This is a genomic window from Alteribacter keqinensis, assembly GCF_003710255.1.
In the GTDB taxonomy this organism is placed as follows: domain Bacteria; phylum Bacillota; class Bacilli; order Bacillales; family Salisediminibacteriaceae; genus Alteribacter; species Alteribacter keqinensis.
Genome location: NZ_RHIB01000001.1, coordinates 1,985,392 through 2,000,922 on the forward strand (window position 1 = coordinate 1,985,392; position 15,531 = coordinate 2,000,922).

The following is a 15,531-nucleotide window of genomic DNA, read 5'->3' on the forward strand; positions in this document are numbered from 1 at the left end:
ACTCAAATATCTTTCCCGATCGAAGTATGCATGCTATGATCTGTTTACCTACGGTGCCTGGCACTGTAAAGAATGGAGGTCAATATGGAAACGTCATCGTTAACGACACTATTAAAATCGAAAACCTTCACCATTAAAAATCGGTTTTTTAAAGCTGCTATGAGTGAAGCCCTCGCCACATCACAAAACAACCCTACAGAGTCACTTATTGATTTATACGCACGTTGGGCTAAAGGCGGTGCAGGCCTTCTGATTAGTGGGAACGTGATGGTCGATCGAAAAGCTATAGGGGAACCTGGAAATGTTGCGATTGAAGACGAGCGGGACTTAGCCATGTTAAAGAAGTGGGCAAACGCAGGCACTCAGCATGATACTCACCTTTGGGTTCAGTTAAATCACCCAGGGAAGCAAACACCAAAATCCGTATCAAAAGAACCCGTTGCCCCCAGTGCTGTTCCCCTCTTTGGAGGTACATACTCCTTTAACAAGCCTCGTGCACTCACTACTCATGAAATTTGGGAAATCATTAAACGCTTTGGACGTGCTGCAAAAGTTGTTAAAAAAGCAGGATTTACAGGGGTCCAAATTCATTCGGCCCATGGATATTTAATCAGTCAATTTTTATCTCCACATCATAACCAACGAACAGATGAATGGGGTGGAGAATTGAACCATCGCATGCAATTTCTTTTAAAGGTTTACCAAGAAATAAGAAAGCAAGTAGGCGATGATTTTCCCATAGGCATTAAACTTAATTCAGCTGATTTTCAACGGGGAGGATTTACTGAAGAAGAGTCCATGGACGTACTTAAAATCATGGACGAAGCGGGTATTGATTTGATCGAAATTTCAGGTGGAAACTATGAAAACCCTAAAATGCTTGGTGGAGACGTGAAAAAAAGTACGAAGGAAAGAGAAGCCTATTTTTTAGAGTACGCTGAAAAGGCAAGGCATTTCATTCGTGCCCCCTTTGTTGTTACCGGAGGGTTTCGATCTGGGAAAGCCATGGTGGATGCCATTGAAAGTGGGTTCGTAGACATGGTTGGTATCGGAAAGCCGTTTGCTTTAAACCCTGATCTTCCGAACCAAATCATCGATGGCTCCTACGAAACGGTAAACACAAAACCGATAAAAACCGGCATTAAATCATTAGATAACACTATATCCAGCATGTTAGAACTCACTTGGTATGAACAGCAACTCGCACGAATGGGAAAAGGGAAAGATCCCGATCCTGACCTTTCCCCATGGAAAACCCTTGTTAACATGATTGTCACCCACGGCACTGCCATGTTACATAAGAGGCGAATCTAAATGGGGGGCGGATCCGTTGCATCCGGCGAAGCAACGAACCCCCCCTCCCAATTTTCTTAATCTAATTCAATAGAAACAAATAAACCAACAGCGCCACTCCCGCAATTAATCCCGACAACGTCATGATTTTTCTTTGCCTATCGTTCACTCTAAGTCACCTCGCAGTTCTGGGACGGTTCTGTTGCATCCGGCAAAGAAACAGAATCTCCTCACTCTAACCTTCAATAATAAACACCCCACCACAGTGAGAATGCCTGTGAAACGTCACTTTACACCTTCCTCTAAGAGCGTCTTTGAGCTCATCTGCCACAAAGTAAACCTCATCACTGTCCCAGTGGTGAAGATTCTCTTCCCGGCATGCGCTTAACAACTCGCGTGTCTCAAATGCAACGTCACCAATAAAGATCTTCCCGCTCTCTTTTAGAAGCGGCAACAACTCCTCAATCATTCGCACTTTACCCTTGTCACTCAAGTGATGAAGCGTATAGGTACTCACCACTGCGTCAAACTTTTCTTCCACTACGCTTTGGGGCAACCCCTCTGCAAAATCCCATTCAATCAGCTTCGCCTCTGGCATTTTCCTGCGGGCAATAGCCATCATCTCACTGGAAAAATCAATACCTGTTATCCGGTGGCCGGATTCGTATAAACTCGTTGTAAGAACACCAGTCCCAAAACCAATATCCAAGACGTCTGCCTTATCTATCTTCATCACTTCACTATAAATTCCATTGATGTTTTTCTGATACCCCGCAAAGGGATACTCGTCCTTTTCCTCACTTACAATTACGTCCTGATCGTAGGCTTTAGCCCACAAATCAAATCCTTGTTTATTTAGCAATTTTTCATTCTCCTCTATCAGTTACCTTTTTGCCAGCGAAAAGAAGTAGATACGATCGTTTCAAAGAATCCAATACGGTGATACAGCTTTCTTGCACCTTCGTTCTTTTCGTCTACACTTAAAAATAAAGAGTGAACCGCTGCTTCTTTTGCTTTCTCAATCGTGTGTTCGATCAACGACGAAGCCACGCCTTGGTTACGAAAATCTTCGTGAACGGCAACGTCTTCCAGCCTGTAAAAGGTAGTCCCTTCAATGTGATCCCACAGGATTGCCCCCGCAACACGATCGTCAATGGTCACGTATGCCGCTTCCATTTTAAAGTCGCCCAAATATTCATCCAGCTGCTCTACGGGCTTCTCCCACTTTCCAGCCAGGCTTAACACCCGGGCCGCGTCTTCGTAGTGACGGTCTCCTTTATGTAAAGGCTGAACTTTTATCAAGCTGGTCCCCTCTTCAAATCCTTGAACATCAATATTCATTTCGATTTGACGGGACCCCTTTTTCCACTCTCTTTGCTCCGCCGTGGATAAAAGAAGGCTGTTGCTTTCATTAATACTCAAAATGACAGTGTCAAACTGTTCAGATATTTCACCTTCCAGTTGTCCGAAAAGCCATTCAAATACACGTTCATCGTGATTTTCTTTTGTAAACACCGGTCCGATTACATACGTCTCTTTGTCTCCAGGTTCATATAAAAAACCGAAAAATCCAACAGGATAATCTTTATTTTCTACTACATAAAGCGTGTCCCCGTACGTGTTCCCCCACTCGGCCACTTCCGCTTCAAGCTCCTCCAACCCTTTCACTCTGGGATAAGAAAGACCTTGCGTCTCTTCCTTCCAACTCCACTGGCATAATTGATCAATAAATGCCCGATCGGCCGCTTCTGCTTTTCGAATCGTCTTCATTCTTTTTTCCTCCGTTTATGTGCAACACATGACTGCTTTTGTCACATCTTTTTCTTTGATTCAAATAATACCGTCTCTTACTTCGAACATGATTGCAGCATCCTGAAGCCGTTGAATCTGGCTTTCACTATGACTTGCCCACTCAACATAAGGGCTTTCCTCCTCTGAGGCAAAAAGAACGAAGCACATCGTGCCTGCAAGGAGGATCCGTTTAATACGTTCTCGTTTTACCATCATCACCCTCGATCTTTAGGTTGGGTCCGTTGAAGCTGCCCCCACCAAAGCGACCAGCACTAGAGGTGGTACTTACATTCATTTCTTTTGAGATGGAAACAACCTTTCTCTCCGATCCTCTCAAGCTCACTTCATAAGGTCCATTTTCATTTAAGAGCGATAAAACCTCATTAAATTCTTTATACCCACTATATCTCTCCATAAATGAAAGTGTAAAAAAGACAGCTTCATTACTGTGATTCGTAAACATAAGCTCACACTCAACTTTCATCGGTTCGTTACCGGTTCTATTAAACTCGCAAACACTCTCCCCACTTTCGTAACTCACGGCATACACCCCAGAGGCAATCGTTCTTTCATATGCGGAAGCCGTTGCGATCGGCAGCGCGTTCACCAGGAGCAAGCTTAATAGAGAGAGTCTCAGTTTGTATTTATCGAGTGCTTTAACGAGCAACACAACCGCAGCTGCAATCATGGTAATGTAAAGCCATCCAAGCCACATGATCCCATCCGTTGTACTCACCGGAATCCCTAAAACCACCGCCGAGTGAACCCCGCGCTGGTAAGTCGCATGAGGAAATGGGAAGTTCAGAGCCATGACAACGAAGAAAAGTGAGAGGGAAGCGATAAAATAACCTTTATGTATAATCAATCATTTCCCTCCTATGTCATATCATTTTGAATCTTCTTTATTTTAACATAAAAATCCAGTAAAAAAGGATGAACCCTTGGTGGGGTTCATCCTTTGGTTAAAATGATTTACGCAGCTGCCGGTTTGCTGACTGCGTGCTTTTTGTTGCCATTACGGTTAAACAGCTGCTGGCGGATATAAGGAATCACCCAACGGTCGCCACCGAAGCGGCCTGCGTTGTAGCCTGCAGCGAGAAGGAAGATGGTAAAGAGCATCATCCAAGGGTTAGAAGAGATGGTGCCTGCGAACATGAACGCAAAGTTCATCAAAATCCCAAAGAAAGCAGCAGCGGTAGTAAGGACTCCGAGAATGAGGCCAAGCCCTACAAGAAGCTCTCCCCAAGCAACCATATGACTGAACAGTTCAGCATTCGGAACCGCGAAGCTCTCAATAAACGCGTGGTAAGTCGGATACTGCTCAATGACAGCTTCATTATTCACGACGCCCATAAGATAACCCTCTGCACTGAAGCCACCGGTTACCTTGCCCCAGCCGGCAGTGAGCCAGAGCCATCCGATATACAGACGAACAGCGGTCAAAATCCCTGCAGCATAACGGTTTTCTCTCAAGAAATTCATAAACATTTTAACATTCCCCCTAAGGTTGATTGCATTTCACAGGTTATTGTGAAGTATTTCACATAACAAGGTAAAAAAAAGAGATCGGTGTGTCAAAAAGCATTTGAATGGTTTTGTTTGCTCAACATTTCACATAAAGGTGTAAATATAAGAGCTGCTTGCTAAAGGATTGTTTGTGATCACTATCTCCTTTCACTTATAGTATACCCTGAGATAGATTGTGATGAAACTCACAAAGGTGAACAAGCTGTGAAGGATTCGTGTCTGATTTGTGAACTGTTGATCAATCAATCAGATAGATTGGGTTGTTTCTGTAATGAGCTCTGTTTCATCAGGGTTTTTCTTCATTTGTCAGGTACTTTGCTACATTTCATCGGGATATTGAAATATCCACAGCCCTTTGAGCCGAAAGTGTTCACTCCACACGGACTGTCCTCCCCGCACGGACATATCTACCATCTTTTTACGTTTATCTACCATTTTTATATGTTTATCTACCACTTTTTCAATCGTTCACCAAGAAAAACGGACGCCCCGCAGCAGCGGGACGCCCGATCATCAAACCTACTCTTCTCCCAGATCCGTTACCGCACCTTTAGAGGCACAGGATACAAGTCTTGCATATTTGTTCAGCACGCCGCGGGAGTAGCGGAGCGGCGGTGCCTGCCAGTCTGCCAGGCGGGCTGTCATTTCTTCTGGGCTCACATCGACGTTCAGCTCCTGTGTTTCACTGTCGATGGTCACCAGGTCTCCTTCTTTCAATAAGGCGATCGGGCCGCCCACCTGTGCTTCAGGTGCCACGTGGCCAACAACGAGCCCGTGGGTTCCGCCTGAGAAACGGCCGTCCGTTAGCAAGCCCACCTTCTCTCCGAGTCCTTTCCCGACGATGATGGCAGAGATGGAGAGCATCTCACTCATTCCCGGACCGCCTTTCGGACCGGCATAGCGGATCACCAGCACGTCTCCAGGATTAATCTCATTTGCCAGAACCGCTTCGGTTGCTTCTTTTTCCGAATCAAACACCCGGGCGGGACCGGTGAGCTTGCTTACTTTCAGTCCGCTCATTTTGGCAACGGCTCCGGCCGGCGCGAGGTTCCCTTTCAATACATATAAAGGACCGCTTTCCTTAAACGGCTCGCTTACAGGACGGATGATTTCCTGGCCTTCGTGCAGCGGAGGTACTTCAGCCAGGTTCTCTGCCAGTGTTTTACCCGTCACCGTGAGACAGTCACCGTTTAACAGCCCTTCCTCAAGAAGAAGCTTCATGACAGCGGAAACACCGCCTACCTGATGAAGGTTTTCCATGACGTATTTTCCGCTCGGCTTCAAGTCGGCAATGTGCGGTACACGCTCGCGGATACGTTCAAAGTCGTCATAAGAGAGGTCCACATCAACCGAATGGGCCATTGCCAGCAGGTGAAGGAAGGCGTTTGTGGATCCGCCGAGTGCCATAACAACCGTAATCGCATTTTCAAATGCCTCTTTTGTCATGATGTCACGTGGATAGATTTCTTTACGCAGAAGCTCCACAACAGCGTCTCCCGCTCTGTAGCAATCACCATGTTTGTTATCTGTTTCAGCCGGGTTGGACGCACTTCCCGGCAGACTCATTCCGAGGGCTTCAATGGCCGATGCCATCGTGTTTGCAGTGTACATGCCTCCGCATGACCCCGCTCCAGGACAGGCATGACATTCGATGTCGTGGAGGCCGTCCTTGTCCATGGATCCGGCGTTGTGTTTACCGACCGCTTCAAACACAGAAACGATGTCGATGTCTTTATCTTCTCGTGATTTTCCTGGTGAAATCGTTCCACCATATACGAAAACTGCTGGTAAATTTAAGCGGCCGATGGCAATCATACAGCCCGGCATATTTTTATCACAGCCGCCGATGGCCACAACTCCGTCAAGGCGCTCCGCTCCTACTACAGTTTCTATAGAGTCTGCGATTACTTCCCGGCTCGGAAGGGAATAACGCATGCCTTCGTGGCCCATGGAAATCCCGTCAGCAACGGTGATGGTGTTAAAAATCATCGGTGCTCCGCCAGCTTCCCGGGCTCCGCGTTTTGCTTCAATGGCGAGTTTGTCTATGTGTACGTTGCAGGGTGTAACCTCGCTCCACGTACTGGCAACACCGATCATCGGTTTTTGAAAGTCCTCGTCTTCAAATCCTACTGCTCTAAGCATCGCCCGGTTCGGCGCGCGGTTGTCTCCTTCACTGATGTCTTTACTGCGTATTCTAAGATCTTTGTCTGCCACTGGTCAAACTCCTCTCTCGTACTGTGCTGAATAAAAGTTTTAGATGAATTATCTCCACATTATACAGAAATAAAATAATTTTTCTATATTATTTAAAAATTCATAGTGAATTTTTTATTCGTTTCGTCTTTTGGGCAGAAATACATAGAATACGGTCAAAATTATTCCTGTTTTGGACAGAATTACAGATGCTTTTGGTGCAGGGGAAGGTTGTGTGAAGAAATAATCTGATTTTTGATAGAATAAATCTCGTTTTTGATCGTATTAATCGCATTATTGATAGTATTATTTCTGTTTTTGATAGTATTAATGACTTGATAATATCTATCGTATTTTTAACAGTAGTAATCTTGTCTTTGACTGAATCAAAGCTGCCTTCTAAAAAACCGAAAATCCGTACCAGCAAACTATGCTGGTACGGTCATATTTATTAAGAAGGCATACCATGTACCGATTTGATTTCAAGGAACTCCTCGATCCCGAAATCACCCCATTCGCGGCCGATTCCCGATTGCTTGAAACCGCCAAACGGTCCGTTGAAGTCCGTATCGGCGTCATTGATTTTAATGCGTCCGGCTTTAATGCTGGAAGCCACATGGCGTATCGTTTCAGGATCTTTACCTACTACATAGCCCGCAAGACCATAAACAGTATCGTTTGCCATAGTAATAGCGTCCTCGAGGTCCTCATATGTGATAATGGCCGACACCGGTCCGAATATTTCCTCCTGGGCGATAACGGAATCATTGGAAACGTCGGTGAAGATCGTCGGTTTAACGTAATAGCCTGTTTCAAGTCCCTCCGGCTTTCCTGTTCCCCCGGCAAGGAGAGTCGCTTCTTTCTCCCCTTTTTCAATATACGATTGAACGGTGTCCCACTGATCTTTTGAGACTAGCGGGCCTGTGGCGATTCCATCTTTACGGGGATCTCCTACAGGAAAGGTTGGAAGCAGGTCTACAATTTTTTCCTCAAATGCGTCTTTCATAGACTGAGGGATAAAAACTCTTGTTCCTGCAGAGCAAACCTGACCGGTGTTTGTCATGATATTTGACAGAGCCGTTTTCGCCGCCTCTTCCACATCTGCATCGTCAAGAATGATGACAGGTGATTTCCCTCCAAGCTCCAATGCTACTTTTTTAATCGTTTCGGCAGCATTTTTCATGATTTTTTCACCGACAGCGCCAGAGCCGGTAAAGGACACAAAATCAATACCGGGGTGGGAACTGATACCGTTTCCAATAACTGAACCTGTGCCGTTCACAAGGTTAAACGCACCATTTGGCAAACCGGCTTCGTCAATAATTTCCGCCAAAATCATGGCAGCATAAGGTGTTTTTGAGGCCGGCTTCAAAATAACCGGGCTCCCTGCCGCAATAGCGCTGGCAATTTTGGTAGATGTCTGGTTTGTCGGAAAGTTCCACGGAGTAATCAGTCCGCTCACGCCGACCGATTCTTTTATAAGCGTATGGCCGCCGCGGTCCTCTGAGAAAGAAAAGTCCTGGAGAGATTCAGCCGCCTGTTTAAAATGACCGAGCCCCATGTGAAAATGAACCTCTTCAGACACAGACAGAGGTGCACCGAGTTCATCTGTCATGATTTCAATGAGCTCATCTTTCCTTGCTTCATAACCATTCGCAATTTTTTCAAGCCACTCGATCCGTTGTTCTTTTGTGGATTGTGAAAAGGAAGGAAACGCTTCTCGTGCCGCCTTAACCGCTTTATCCAAGTCTTCTTCGGTGCCTGAGCTGATCTTGCCCATCACTTCTTCCGTTGCCGGATTGATCACATCAATCGTTTCTGAGCCCGTTGACTCAATCCATTCACCGTTAATGTAATGTTTAAGCTGGTTTCGCATACAAAAAATCCCCTTTTCAAAATGCTGATTTTCACTGATTTTACCAAAATGAGTGTACAGCATCTCTATTCCCGGCAAGTCCATGTCTAAAACAAAGAGCGGTTTGAGAAGAGTCAAAATAAGGAGTGGAAGAATCCTGCAACGAAACAGGCGTTGAAGAAAAAAGATTTGCAATTTGCGTGGCTGGAAAGAGCCTTAAAAAACACTGTTATGTAAGTAAACGTCCCCTTCTTCTACACCTAAAGGATTTTATTGGCAGCTGTCGAATAACTATATTGTTACAAAACAACTGTAAGATACATAACGGTATTGAAGGGGGAATCAGGTGTGAAGTGGCAGACACTGATTACAGTCGTAAGCCTGCTGCTCTTAGGAGGGTGTATATCTGACGAGGAAACGATAACCTGGGCGGATACAGTAAAGATTGAAGAAAAACAATATGATTATCGTTTTCATTTAACTGTAGCGGACTCAAGCATTATAGGCACTCCTGCCGGAACGGTGAAACGGGATGTTGCAGGTAAAGTACACAGCAATTATCGTTTAAGTAATGGTGAAGCTACTTTTTTACAAAAAGGGACAACATTATACAACGTCAAAGGTCATCCAGGATTACTGGCTGTAAAAGATGATTTAGCTCCCAACGGTTATTTACTCTATCAACATGAAATTACTGATCACTATCCTCTTTCATTTAACGAGCTGGATATTGAGAATGTACAACAGATTACGATTACCCATATTCAAAATGGCACACCTGTTACAGCGACATGGAACGATGAAGAAAAAGATGAGCTTCTGAGATTATTAATGGATAGCAAGCCGGATGCGAAATTCCAGGCATACTCCATGGAACAAGACCCCACTCACTTTGATTTTGTGTTTTATACAGGTGAGGATATATTATTTACGATTCCTCTTTTTACAGACGGTACAACACCATTCTGGTACCCTTTCGAACAGGAAATCCTGCCTGAAGCTATGAACAAATATCTTAATCATCATGATTAAAAAGGCATGCAAACAATGCTCCATGCCCCTTTGTAATCAGATTCTATTATCCTCCCATAAAGGGAAAGCAGGTAATTTTTATATACCTCTTTTATATACCCCCGAGAGCTGGATCGTATAGATTTATATACTCAAAAAAACTGCCTCTCCAATCGTATGTGACGATTGGGGGCAGTTCAGCTGTCATTTTCAGGTGTTTACTCTTCTCACTGCAGCATCGTTCTCAAATCCCCTGTGACTCCCCGTGAAGTTACATAAAATCCGTCCCCTTCGACGAGATACATGAAACAGCCCAATTCACCTTCTTCACCGAGCCAAAGGTGAATCGGATGGAGGGGAAATTCATCTCCGTAGCTGATGATCAAATCATAGTCGGACACTGCTCCCCGGGGGTCCCGCTGCTTATTACAGCAGATCTGACCGCTCTCTCAAAAATCTTGGTTAAATCGGGTTTTGTTATTGCCATAAGCTCTTCATCCGAGAAGGCACCAACAGCTTCGGATCGGTAAACCGTCACTTCCTTTACTCTTTCATCAAGGAGGACCACCGTCTCATGATAATCAACTATTTCACTTTCTTCCTCTTTCCCGTCCCCCGCCACGGAGCTCGGCTACGAGAACGTAGCGTTCGGGGGCACTGCCCACAAAGGTAAACGGGTAGCAGGTGCTCACTGTGAGTGTGGCCCTGGGCTTTGGAACAATAACTGTGCGGTCATCTTCGTCTACAATTCGGACGTTTTTTACTTTGTACTCGAATTCGCCCGCTGCAGTCGTGACAATCAGAATATCATTGACTCCGACACTCCCCAGCTCCCGGAAGACCGTGTCTCTGTGACCGGCTAAAACAGCATTGTCATTTTCTCCGGGCAGGACACTTCCTGCAAAGTGACCGACGCCTTTCTCGAGTTCGTCTTCATCAGTGCCGTGATAAATTGGAAGCGTTGCTTCAAGCTTCGGGATATAAAGTTCCCCGATCAGATCGCCAATTTCAGGCCTTTCCGGGTACAGGGGACCTGACTCCCCCTCGTCAACAGCGGGGGATTCTTCTTCCGCCGGTTCAGGCTTTTCTTCCACTTGAGACTTTTCTTCCACTTCAGGTTCTTCTTCCACTTCCGCTGAAACTGCAGCTTCCCCGCTCTTAAAGAGCATATAGCCTTTGAGGAACGTGTATGCGGTGGTTGTAGTAAACCAGAACCCGCCTGTGATCATGGCAATACTTAAAGAGAGAAGAATGAATCGCTTCATTCTTCTCCGGTTGTTCTTTTGGTTATCCATTTTTCACATTCAGCCTGCGGTAAAAGAGCATGCCGCTCATCATGATGAGGAGCCCTGCTGCGATTCCTGAGGCGGTATTGGTCGCTGTTTTTGGCAGCTTGGCACCGGTCTCCGTTTTCATAGCAGGCTTTTCTGCGTTTGCTTTTTTAGGAGATTCGCTCTTTTTATCCACGGTCTGATCCTGGTGTTCAATCACGTCATGTGTTTTTTTAAGGTCGTTTCCGGTTCCGTTAATCAGTTCCCAGCCGAACAGTTCTGCTTTGAGGAGGATGTCAGCGAGGAAGTCCCCTTGTTTATTGTACAGCTCAATGAGAAGGTCATAGCCGTTTGTCGTTGTCATGGTCATGAGTGACTGAAGGGACACAGGCTTTTTCTCGTCACCTTTTACAAGATAAAACGTTACGTCCATTTCAAAGAGGTCGAGCAATTCTGTGAAAATGGCGATAAGCTCTGCGATTTGATCGGCTGTGAGTTCAGATGCCTCATCAAACTCTTCAAAAGCCATCAGGCGCCAGGCCAGCTCTTCAAGCTTCTCCAGGAAGGCGTCGCTGTCCGTATCCAGACTCTCCAGGTGGGCAAAAAGGCGCTCTAGCTCCTCTATTGTAAGGCCGATTTCAGCGAATAATCCTTCGATATCCTCAAATTCAAGGTCCCATTCGTCGCTGTAAAGATAGTACCAGACGGCGCCGTCCAGGTCTTCATAATACTCGTAGTTGTCAAGAGAATCCCCGTTTTCTTTTAACAGGGCAACCAGCTCATCGTATGTAAGCTCGTATTCTTTTAACAGTTCAGCCAGGTTTGCGTCGGTAAGCGGGGTCAGGGATAAGTCGTACAGGTCCGCTTCAGCGTCGAATACAAATTTATACACATCATAAATGGACTCTTCAGCTTCGAGTTCCCCGTATGCCACAAGGTATTCAAGGGCTTCTTTTTCTGTAATACCTAAATCATCGAGCAGTTCTTTCCAAGTATCCGGCGTGAGGACCGGTCCCAAGAACCACCTGAGGTCCTCCATGTCTTCAAAATCCTCAACTGACAGATCGTAGAAATCAAGGTATTCTACTAAATCACTTTTTGTCCACTCAATTTCCTGTAAATACGACTTCAATTCCTTCTCAGATGGTGCGGCACTTCCTACAGATGGTAAAACAACAAGAAACAAACCAGCCAGCAGTGACATGAACAAGCCTTTCACAGCCATTCCTCCTACATATTCGATTGTGTATTTCGAGATTAGTATAATCTTGAAATTTGTAAAAAGATAGTATTTTATTTTTGTTTACGGTAGAAAATTTTGAGGAAATCTATTGACAAAACAGAGGTTTAATATCCAGTATTCGTTTGCATTTGAAAGCATATGGCATTTAAGTACTAATAATCTCTCATTTTAACTGAATATAACTGTATATGAGTGAATATAAAAAACCTCCGCGATAAAAGCCCTGCGGAGGTGCTTATTTTTCTTTTTCATGATCGACCACGTTAAAGGTCGGACGGCTTGCCAGTGCCAGGAAAAAAACAACGGCAGAAAAGATGCTCAAAATAAAAGCGCCGAGTGTAAAGCCTCCCGTCCTGATCAGGTCAATGACGAGCCAGACAAATCCTGATACGGTCCCAACTGATGATAGGACGATGATGATTGGTCGTGCCATGTGTTTGCTCCTTTGCTTATCTGTTTGCGACCCAGCCTGAAATGCCGGCCATGATGTTTTTCAGCACGTCCAAAGAACCCATGACGTCACCCTCTAGTTCGAGGGCGTGATTGGCGTCCTTCACAAGAACGCCCTGAATCCGGGGATTGCGGTCAATTTCGACAAACCTCTCCCGCTCAAATACAGGGTCCCGGTCCCCGATCACACACAGCCCGGGATGCCAGCTTGTTGAAAGACTTTTGTATACGTCGTCCCTCTGAATAAGAGGTGTGAGCCAGATCGCTTTTACCCGGGCGAAGCGCTCTTCTTCCATCAGATAGGATAAAGCGATCGTACCGACAGATTTGGCTACAGCTATGATTTCCTCATAAGGGGCACCGCCGATAACGGCATCGATGACGTTTCGCACATCCGCAGTGAAGCCTTCCTCTGTAAGTTCGGATAATTCCTCACGTGTATATTCGTAGTTGATATGAAGGATGTCAAACCCGTTTCTGTAAAGAATTGATGTTGCGTAGTAAAGTAACGGTCCTTGTGCTGTGTACGCTGCTCCGGGCAGAACGATGGCTACACCGTCAGCATCTTTCTCGTGCTTCATCAGAGAATAAGGTATCTTTCCGCTATTGGTTTGTACGTTTCCGTTCTTTACTTTCACAGCCCCCACCCCTTTTTTAAAAGTCAGGCCTTTTCTTGATGCTGGTCTTTCTTTAGTGCCAGTTGGACTTTCATCTGCTCAAGCTTTACTTTTTCTTTCTCCAGCTCCACCCTTTTTTCCTTCAGGCGAAAATCTCTTTTTATGGAATAAGCACCAACTGCCATGCCCGCTATTGAGATGGCTCCTACAAAAACCAAAATCGCAAACAAATCCAATTCATTTCCCCCTTAATTCTCATTGGACTTTCTAAATCCGTACAGCATCCGGTAGCCTTCTTTTTCATAGAAATCATAGGACTCACCGGTTGCGAGAAGTTCAAGGCGTGCTGCAGGATACAGGCTGTGTGCATGGTTTAAAAGAGCCCGGCCTGTACCTTGTTTTCTCCAGCTTTTTTTCACCAGAATCTCACAAACATACAGACTGATAAACCCGTCAGTAAGACCCCGGATGTAGCCGATGATTTCTCCTTCAGCTTCCGCGATAAAGCGGACCGGCGACTGTTCCCATGCTGCTTTTGTCTCTTCAGGCCGGTCCGCAAGGTTTTTCCAGCCCTGCTCCTGATTGAGATCTGCAATCGTACTGAAATCACTGGACCGGTATTCCCGGATAACCAGCTCTTTCCCGTTGTATAGTTTCATCATTTCCCCCACCGGATTATGCCTTAACGTTAGTGTATTCGTTTTCATTTTTATTGTAAATCATTTCAAGAGCCTTTTATGCATGACCTGATTTTTTGGGACATATAGTTTAGCAGACATTATTTTAGCAGAGGGGGAACGGCTGTGAAAGAGAAACCGAAGGAAGATACACTTCTTAAACACTACCTTCAAAGATCAACCCTGCCTCAAAAGTCTGTGTGCAGACCATCAAGAAAGACAATAAAACGCTGGGTAAAATACGGTTCTGCGAGCTACGTGGTTTACTGGGGGTAAGTTTCTTTAGGAACAGGATTTCCGCTTTGCTGTCTTTTATCAGACAATACTATTGTACAAGCACCTGAACTCGCCACTATCTTTTGGTGCTGGAAATCATTCTTGTATTACTCATATAGAAATATGCCGTTCCTCCCTGTTTAAATACTTTTTTATATCGAGAATGGCCTGGGTATGCATGCCTTCGTGAAAGATCGTTCTGATCAACACCTGCTCTATCGTCTCCATTCCCATTTCAATGGGCGGGAAGGTTTCTTCCAGACGCTCTCCATACTCCTCTTCAATGACATCAGGCTGCCGTTTTAACAAAGCTTTTAACATGTCTAATGAGGGCGTATCCTTTGTAAAATCAGCTGGATCGGTACCAAACCCGAACCAGTCGTTAAGCTTTGCCGTTTCTGCACGCTTTTCTCTCGTAAGTGCTTGAATCCACAGATACTGATCGAGATAAACATGGCCAAGATTCCAGCGGATATTATTGTTAAAGCCTTCGGGAATGCGGTCTGCCTCCATTTCAGTTACTTCCTCAACTATATTAACCAGTTCCTCCCGATAGGACTTTAGCTGATTAAAAAGGACAACCTGCCTTGTTTTCATGGGAATTCCTCCTTTATTCTGTAACTATTTAAACATTTGAAGTAATTATCCTGCTTTTACATATTTTCCTTAAAAAATGAAAGGATAAGAGCGACTTTGTTTTAAGGAGGAGCACTATGGAAAACAAACAAACCAGCCAGAAAGTATCTGAAGAGATGCCCCCGCCATTCAGTCACGGCGGACATGAGCTTTTTGATGTCCACGAAGTGTTAAGTGCCGTTGTCGCACTTCTCGATCAGTACAAGCTATATGAAAACCAAATCAAGGACACGGCACTGACGGATATTTTAAACCGACAGTCCCAGTATATGACCCAACTCTACAACACCATGCTGGAGGCATTTCAGACCGGGGAAAAGCCTTCAACATCAACTCAGGTATACAAAATGACGGAGAGCAATAACGTCATTTACGGTCTTTCACTCGGCAAACCTGTCTCTCCCATCCAGTCTGCCAGTGATGTGACGGATCAAAGCCTGTCATCGTATATGCTCGGTCAGACGAAAAGTCTTGCCTCTCTCATGGCCATGACAGCCCTCGAAATGACGAACCCGGTAATCCGGCGGATCATCGCTGACAGTGTACCGAATGTTATTGAAATGAGCTACGAGATTTTTCTTTATCAAAACAAACATGGGTATTATCAGGTCCCACAGTTAAAGAATGAGGATATGAGAGGGCTGCTGGAAGCATACAGCCCCGTTAACAAGAAGCCTTTAAATTGATAACA

At 45.2% G+C, this 15,531-nt stretch carries 19 protein-coding genes; 4 read left to right on the forward strand and 15 right to left on the reverse strand.

All coding sequences use genetic code 11. The annotated features are described in order from the left end of the window. Positions 1-84 precede the first annotated feature (84 nt). Entirely contained in the window at positions 85-1,314 is a 1,230-nt protein-coding gene (locus EBO34_RS09720; protein ID WP_122897713.1) for an NADH:flavin oxidoreductase/NADH oxidase family protein, read from the forward strand. Positions 1,315-1,528: 214 nt separating this feature from the next. Here the strand turns inward: EBO34_RS09720 and EBO34_RS09725 are convergent, their stop codons facing one another. The 7 genes from EBO34_RS09725 to EBO34_RS09750 form a co-directional block, all read right to left on the reverse strand. Then, positions 1,529-2,155 carry a class I SAM-dependent methyltransferase gene (locus tag EBO34_RS09725; RefSeq protein WP_122897715.1) on the reverse strand — a complete coding sequence of 209 codons (627 nt, stop codon included), beginning with the start codon at positions 2,153-2,155 and terminating at the stop codon, positions 1,529-1,531. Positions 2,156-2,172: 17 nt separating this feature from the next. Further along, entirely contained in the window at positions 2,173-3,063 is an 891-nt protein-coding gene (locus EBO34_RS09730; protein ID WP_122897717.1) for a GNAT family N-acetyltransferase, read from the reverse strand. A gap of 60 nt (positions 3,064-3,123) precedes the next feature. After that, positions 3,124-3,297, reverse strand: a complete 174-nt coding sequence (locus tag EBO34_RS20665) for a hypothetical protein (RefSeq protein WP_183163796.1) — start codon at positions 3,295-3,297, stop codon at positions 3,124-3,126. Next, entirely contained in the window at positions 3,275-3,949 is a 675-nt protein-coding gene (locus EBO34_RS09735; protein WP_122897720.1) for a hypothetical protein, read from the reverse strand. Before EBO34_RS09735 ends, EBO34_RS20665 begins: the two co-directional genes overlap by 23 nt. 107 nt (positions 3,950-4,056) lie before the next feature. After that, positions 4,057-4,572: a DoxX family membrane protein gene (locus EBO34_RS09740; RefSeq protein ID WP_122897722.1), complete on the reverse strand. Its 516-nt coding sequence runs from the start codon at positions 4,570-4,572 to the stop codon at positions 4,057-4,059. Between the two features lie 558 nt (positions 4,573-5,130). Continuing rightward, entirely contained in the window at positions 5,131-6,825 is a 1,695-nt protein-coding gene (ilvD, locus tag EBO34_RS09745) for a dihydroxy-acid dehydratase (RefSeq protein WP_122897724.1), read from the reverse strand. Between the two features lie 430 nt (positions 6,826-7,255). Continuing rightward, positions 7,256-8,680: an aldehyde dehydrogenase family protein gene (locus EBO34_RS09750; RefSeq protein WP_122897726.1), complete on the reverse strand. Its 1,425-nt coding sequence runs from the start codon at positions 8,678-8,680 to the stop codon at positions 7,256-7,258. Between the two features lie 327 nt (positions 8,681-9,007). Between EBO34_RS09750 and EBO34_RS09755 the strand changes: the two genes are divergently transcribed. Continuing rightward, entirely contained in the window at positions 9,008-9,691 is a 684-nt protein-coding gene (locus tag EBO34_RS09755; RefSeq protein WP_122897728.1) for a hypothetical protein, read from the forward strand. A gap of 206 nt (positions 9,692-9,897) precedes the next feature. On the opposite strand, the gene EBO34_RS20670 is transcribed toward EBO34_RS09755, so the two are convergent. The 7 genes from EBO34_RS20670 to EBO34_RS09790 form a co-directional block, all read right to left on the reverse strand. Continuing rightward, positions 9,898-10,071: a hypothetical protein gene (locus tag EBO34_RS20670; protein WP_183163797.1), complete on the reverse strand. Its 174-nt coding sequence runs from the start codon at positions 10,069-10,071 to the stop codon at positions 9,898-9,900. Between the two features lie 189 nt (positions 10,072-10,260). Then, positions 10,261-10,965, reverse strand: coding sequence for a class D sortase (locus EBO34_RS09765; RefSeq protein WP_122897732.1), 705 nt, complete (start codon positions 10,963-10,965; stop codon positions 10,261-10,263). Further along, entirely contained in the window at positions 10,958-12,160 is a 1,203-nt protein-coding gene (locus EBO34_RS09770; RefSeq protein ID WP_183163798.1) for a processed acidic surface protein, read from the reverse strand. The genes EBO34_RS09765 and EBO34_RS09770 overlap by 8 nt, the downstream gene beginning before the upstream one ends. 259 nt (positions 12,161-12,419) lie before the next feature. After that, entirely contained in the window at positions 12,420-12,617 is a 198-nt protein-coding gene (locus EBO34_RS09775; RefSeq protein ID WP_122897736.1) for a hypothetical protein, read from the reverse strand. A gap of 16 nt (positions 12,618-12,633) precedes the next feature. After that, entirely contained in the window at positions 12,634-13,272 is a 639-nt protein-coding gene (locus EBO34_RS09780) for an alpha/beta hydrolase (RefSeq protein WP_122897738.1), read from the reverse strand. 23 nt (positions 13,273-13,295) lie between these two features. Continuing rightward, the gene (locus tag EBO34_RS09785; protein WP_122897740.1) at positions 13,296-13,487 is read right to left on the reverse strand and encodes a hypothetical protein; all 192 of its coding nucleotides are present in this window, start codon (positions 13,485-13,487) and stop codon (positions 13,296-13,298) included. Positions 13,488-13,499: 12 nt separating this feature from the next. Then, complete coding sequence (locus EBO34_RS09790) at positions 13,500-13,910, reverse strand: GNAT family N-acetyltransferase (RefSeq protein ID WP_122897742.1); 411 nt, start codon at positions 13,908-13,910, stop codon at positions 13,500-13,502. 144 nt (positions 13,911-14,054) lie between these two features. Between EBO34_RS09790 and EBO34_RS20675 the strand changes: the two genes are divergently transcribed. After that, complete coding sequence (locus EBO34_RS20675; protein ID WP_183163799.1) at positions 14,055-14,204, forward strand: hypothetical protein; 150 nt, start codon at positions 14,055-14,057, stop codon at positions 14,202-14,204. Positions 14,205-14,315: 111 nt separating this feature from the next. On the opposite strand, the gene EBO34_RS09795 is transcribed toward EBO34_RS20675, so the two are convergent. Continuing rightward, the gene (locus tag EBO34_RS09795; RefSeq protein ID WP_122897744.1) at positions 14,316-14,801 is read right to left on the reverse strand and encodes a DinB family protein; all 486 of its coding nucleotides are present in this window, start codon (positions 14,799-14,801) and stop codon (positions 14,316-14,318) included. Between the two features lie 116 nt (positions 14,802-14,917). On the opposite strand from EBO34_RS09795, the gene EBO34_RS09800 reads away from it, so the two are divergent. Further along, entirely contained in the window at positions 14,918-15,526 is a 609-nt protein-coding gene (locus EBO34_RS09800) for a spore coat protein (RefSeq protein WP_122897746.1), read from the forward strand. Positions 15,527-15,531: the final 5 nt, after the last annotated feature.

Coding starts and splice junctions, on each gene's coding strand:
- EBO34_RS09720 (WP_122897713.1), top strand. CDS start 85: ATGGAAACGTCATCGTTAACGACACTATTAAAATCGAAAACCTTCACC.
- EBO34_RS09730 (WP_122897717.1), bottom strand. CDS start 3,063: ATGAAGACGATTCGAAAAGCAGAAGCGGCCGATCGGGCATTTATTGAT.
- EBO34_RS20665 (WP_183163796.1), bottom strand. CDS start 3,297: ATGGTAAAACGAGAACGTATTAAACGGATCCTCCTTGCAGGCACGATG.
- EBO34_RS09740 (WP_122897722.1), bottom strand. CDS start 4,572: ATGTTTATGAATTTCTTGAGAGAAAACCGTTATGCTGCAGGGATTTTG.
- EBO34_RS09750 (WP_122897726.1), bottom strand. CDS start 8,680: ATGCGAAACCAGCTTAAACATTACATTAACGGTGAATGGATTGAGTCA.
- EBO34_RS09765 (WP_122897732.1), bottom strand. CDS start 10,965: ATGGATAACCAAAAGAACAACCGGAGAAGAATGAAGCGATTCATTCTT.
- EBO34_RS09775 (WP_122897736.1), bottom strand. CDS start 12,617: ATGGCACGACCAATCATCATCGTCCTATCATCAGTTGGGACCGTATCA.
- EBO34_RS09790 (WP_122897742.1), bottom strand. CDS start 13,910: ATGAAACTATACAACGGGAAAGAGCTGGTTATCCGGGAATACCGGTCC.
- EBO34_RS09795 (WP_122897744.1), bottom strand. CDS start 14,801: ATGAAAACAAGGCAGGTTGTCCTTTTTAATCAGCTAAAGTCCTATCGG.
- EBO34_RS09800 (WP_122897746.1), top strand. CDS start 14,918: ATGGAAAACAAACAAACCAGCCAGAAAGTATCTGAAGAGATGCCCCCG.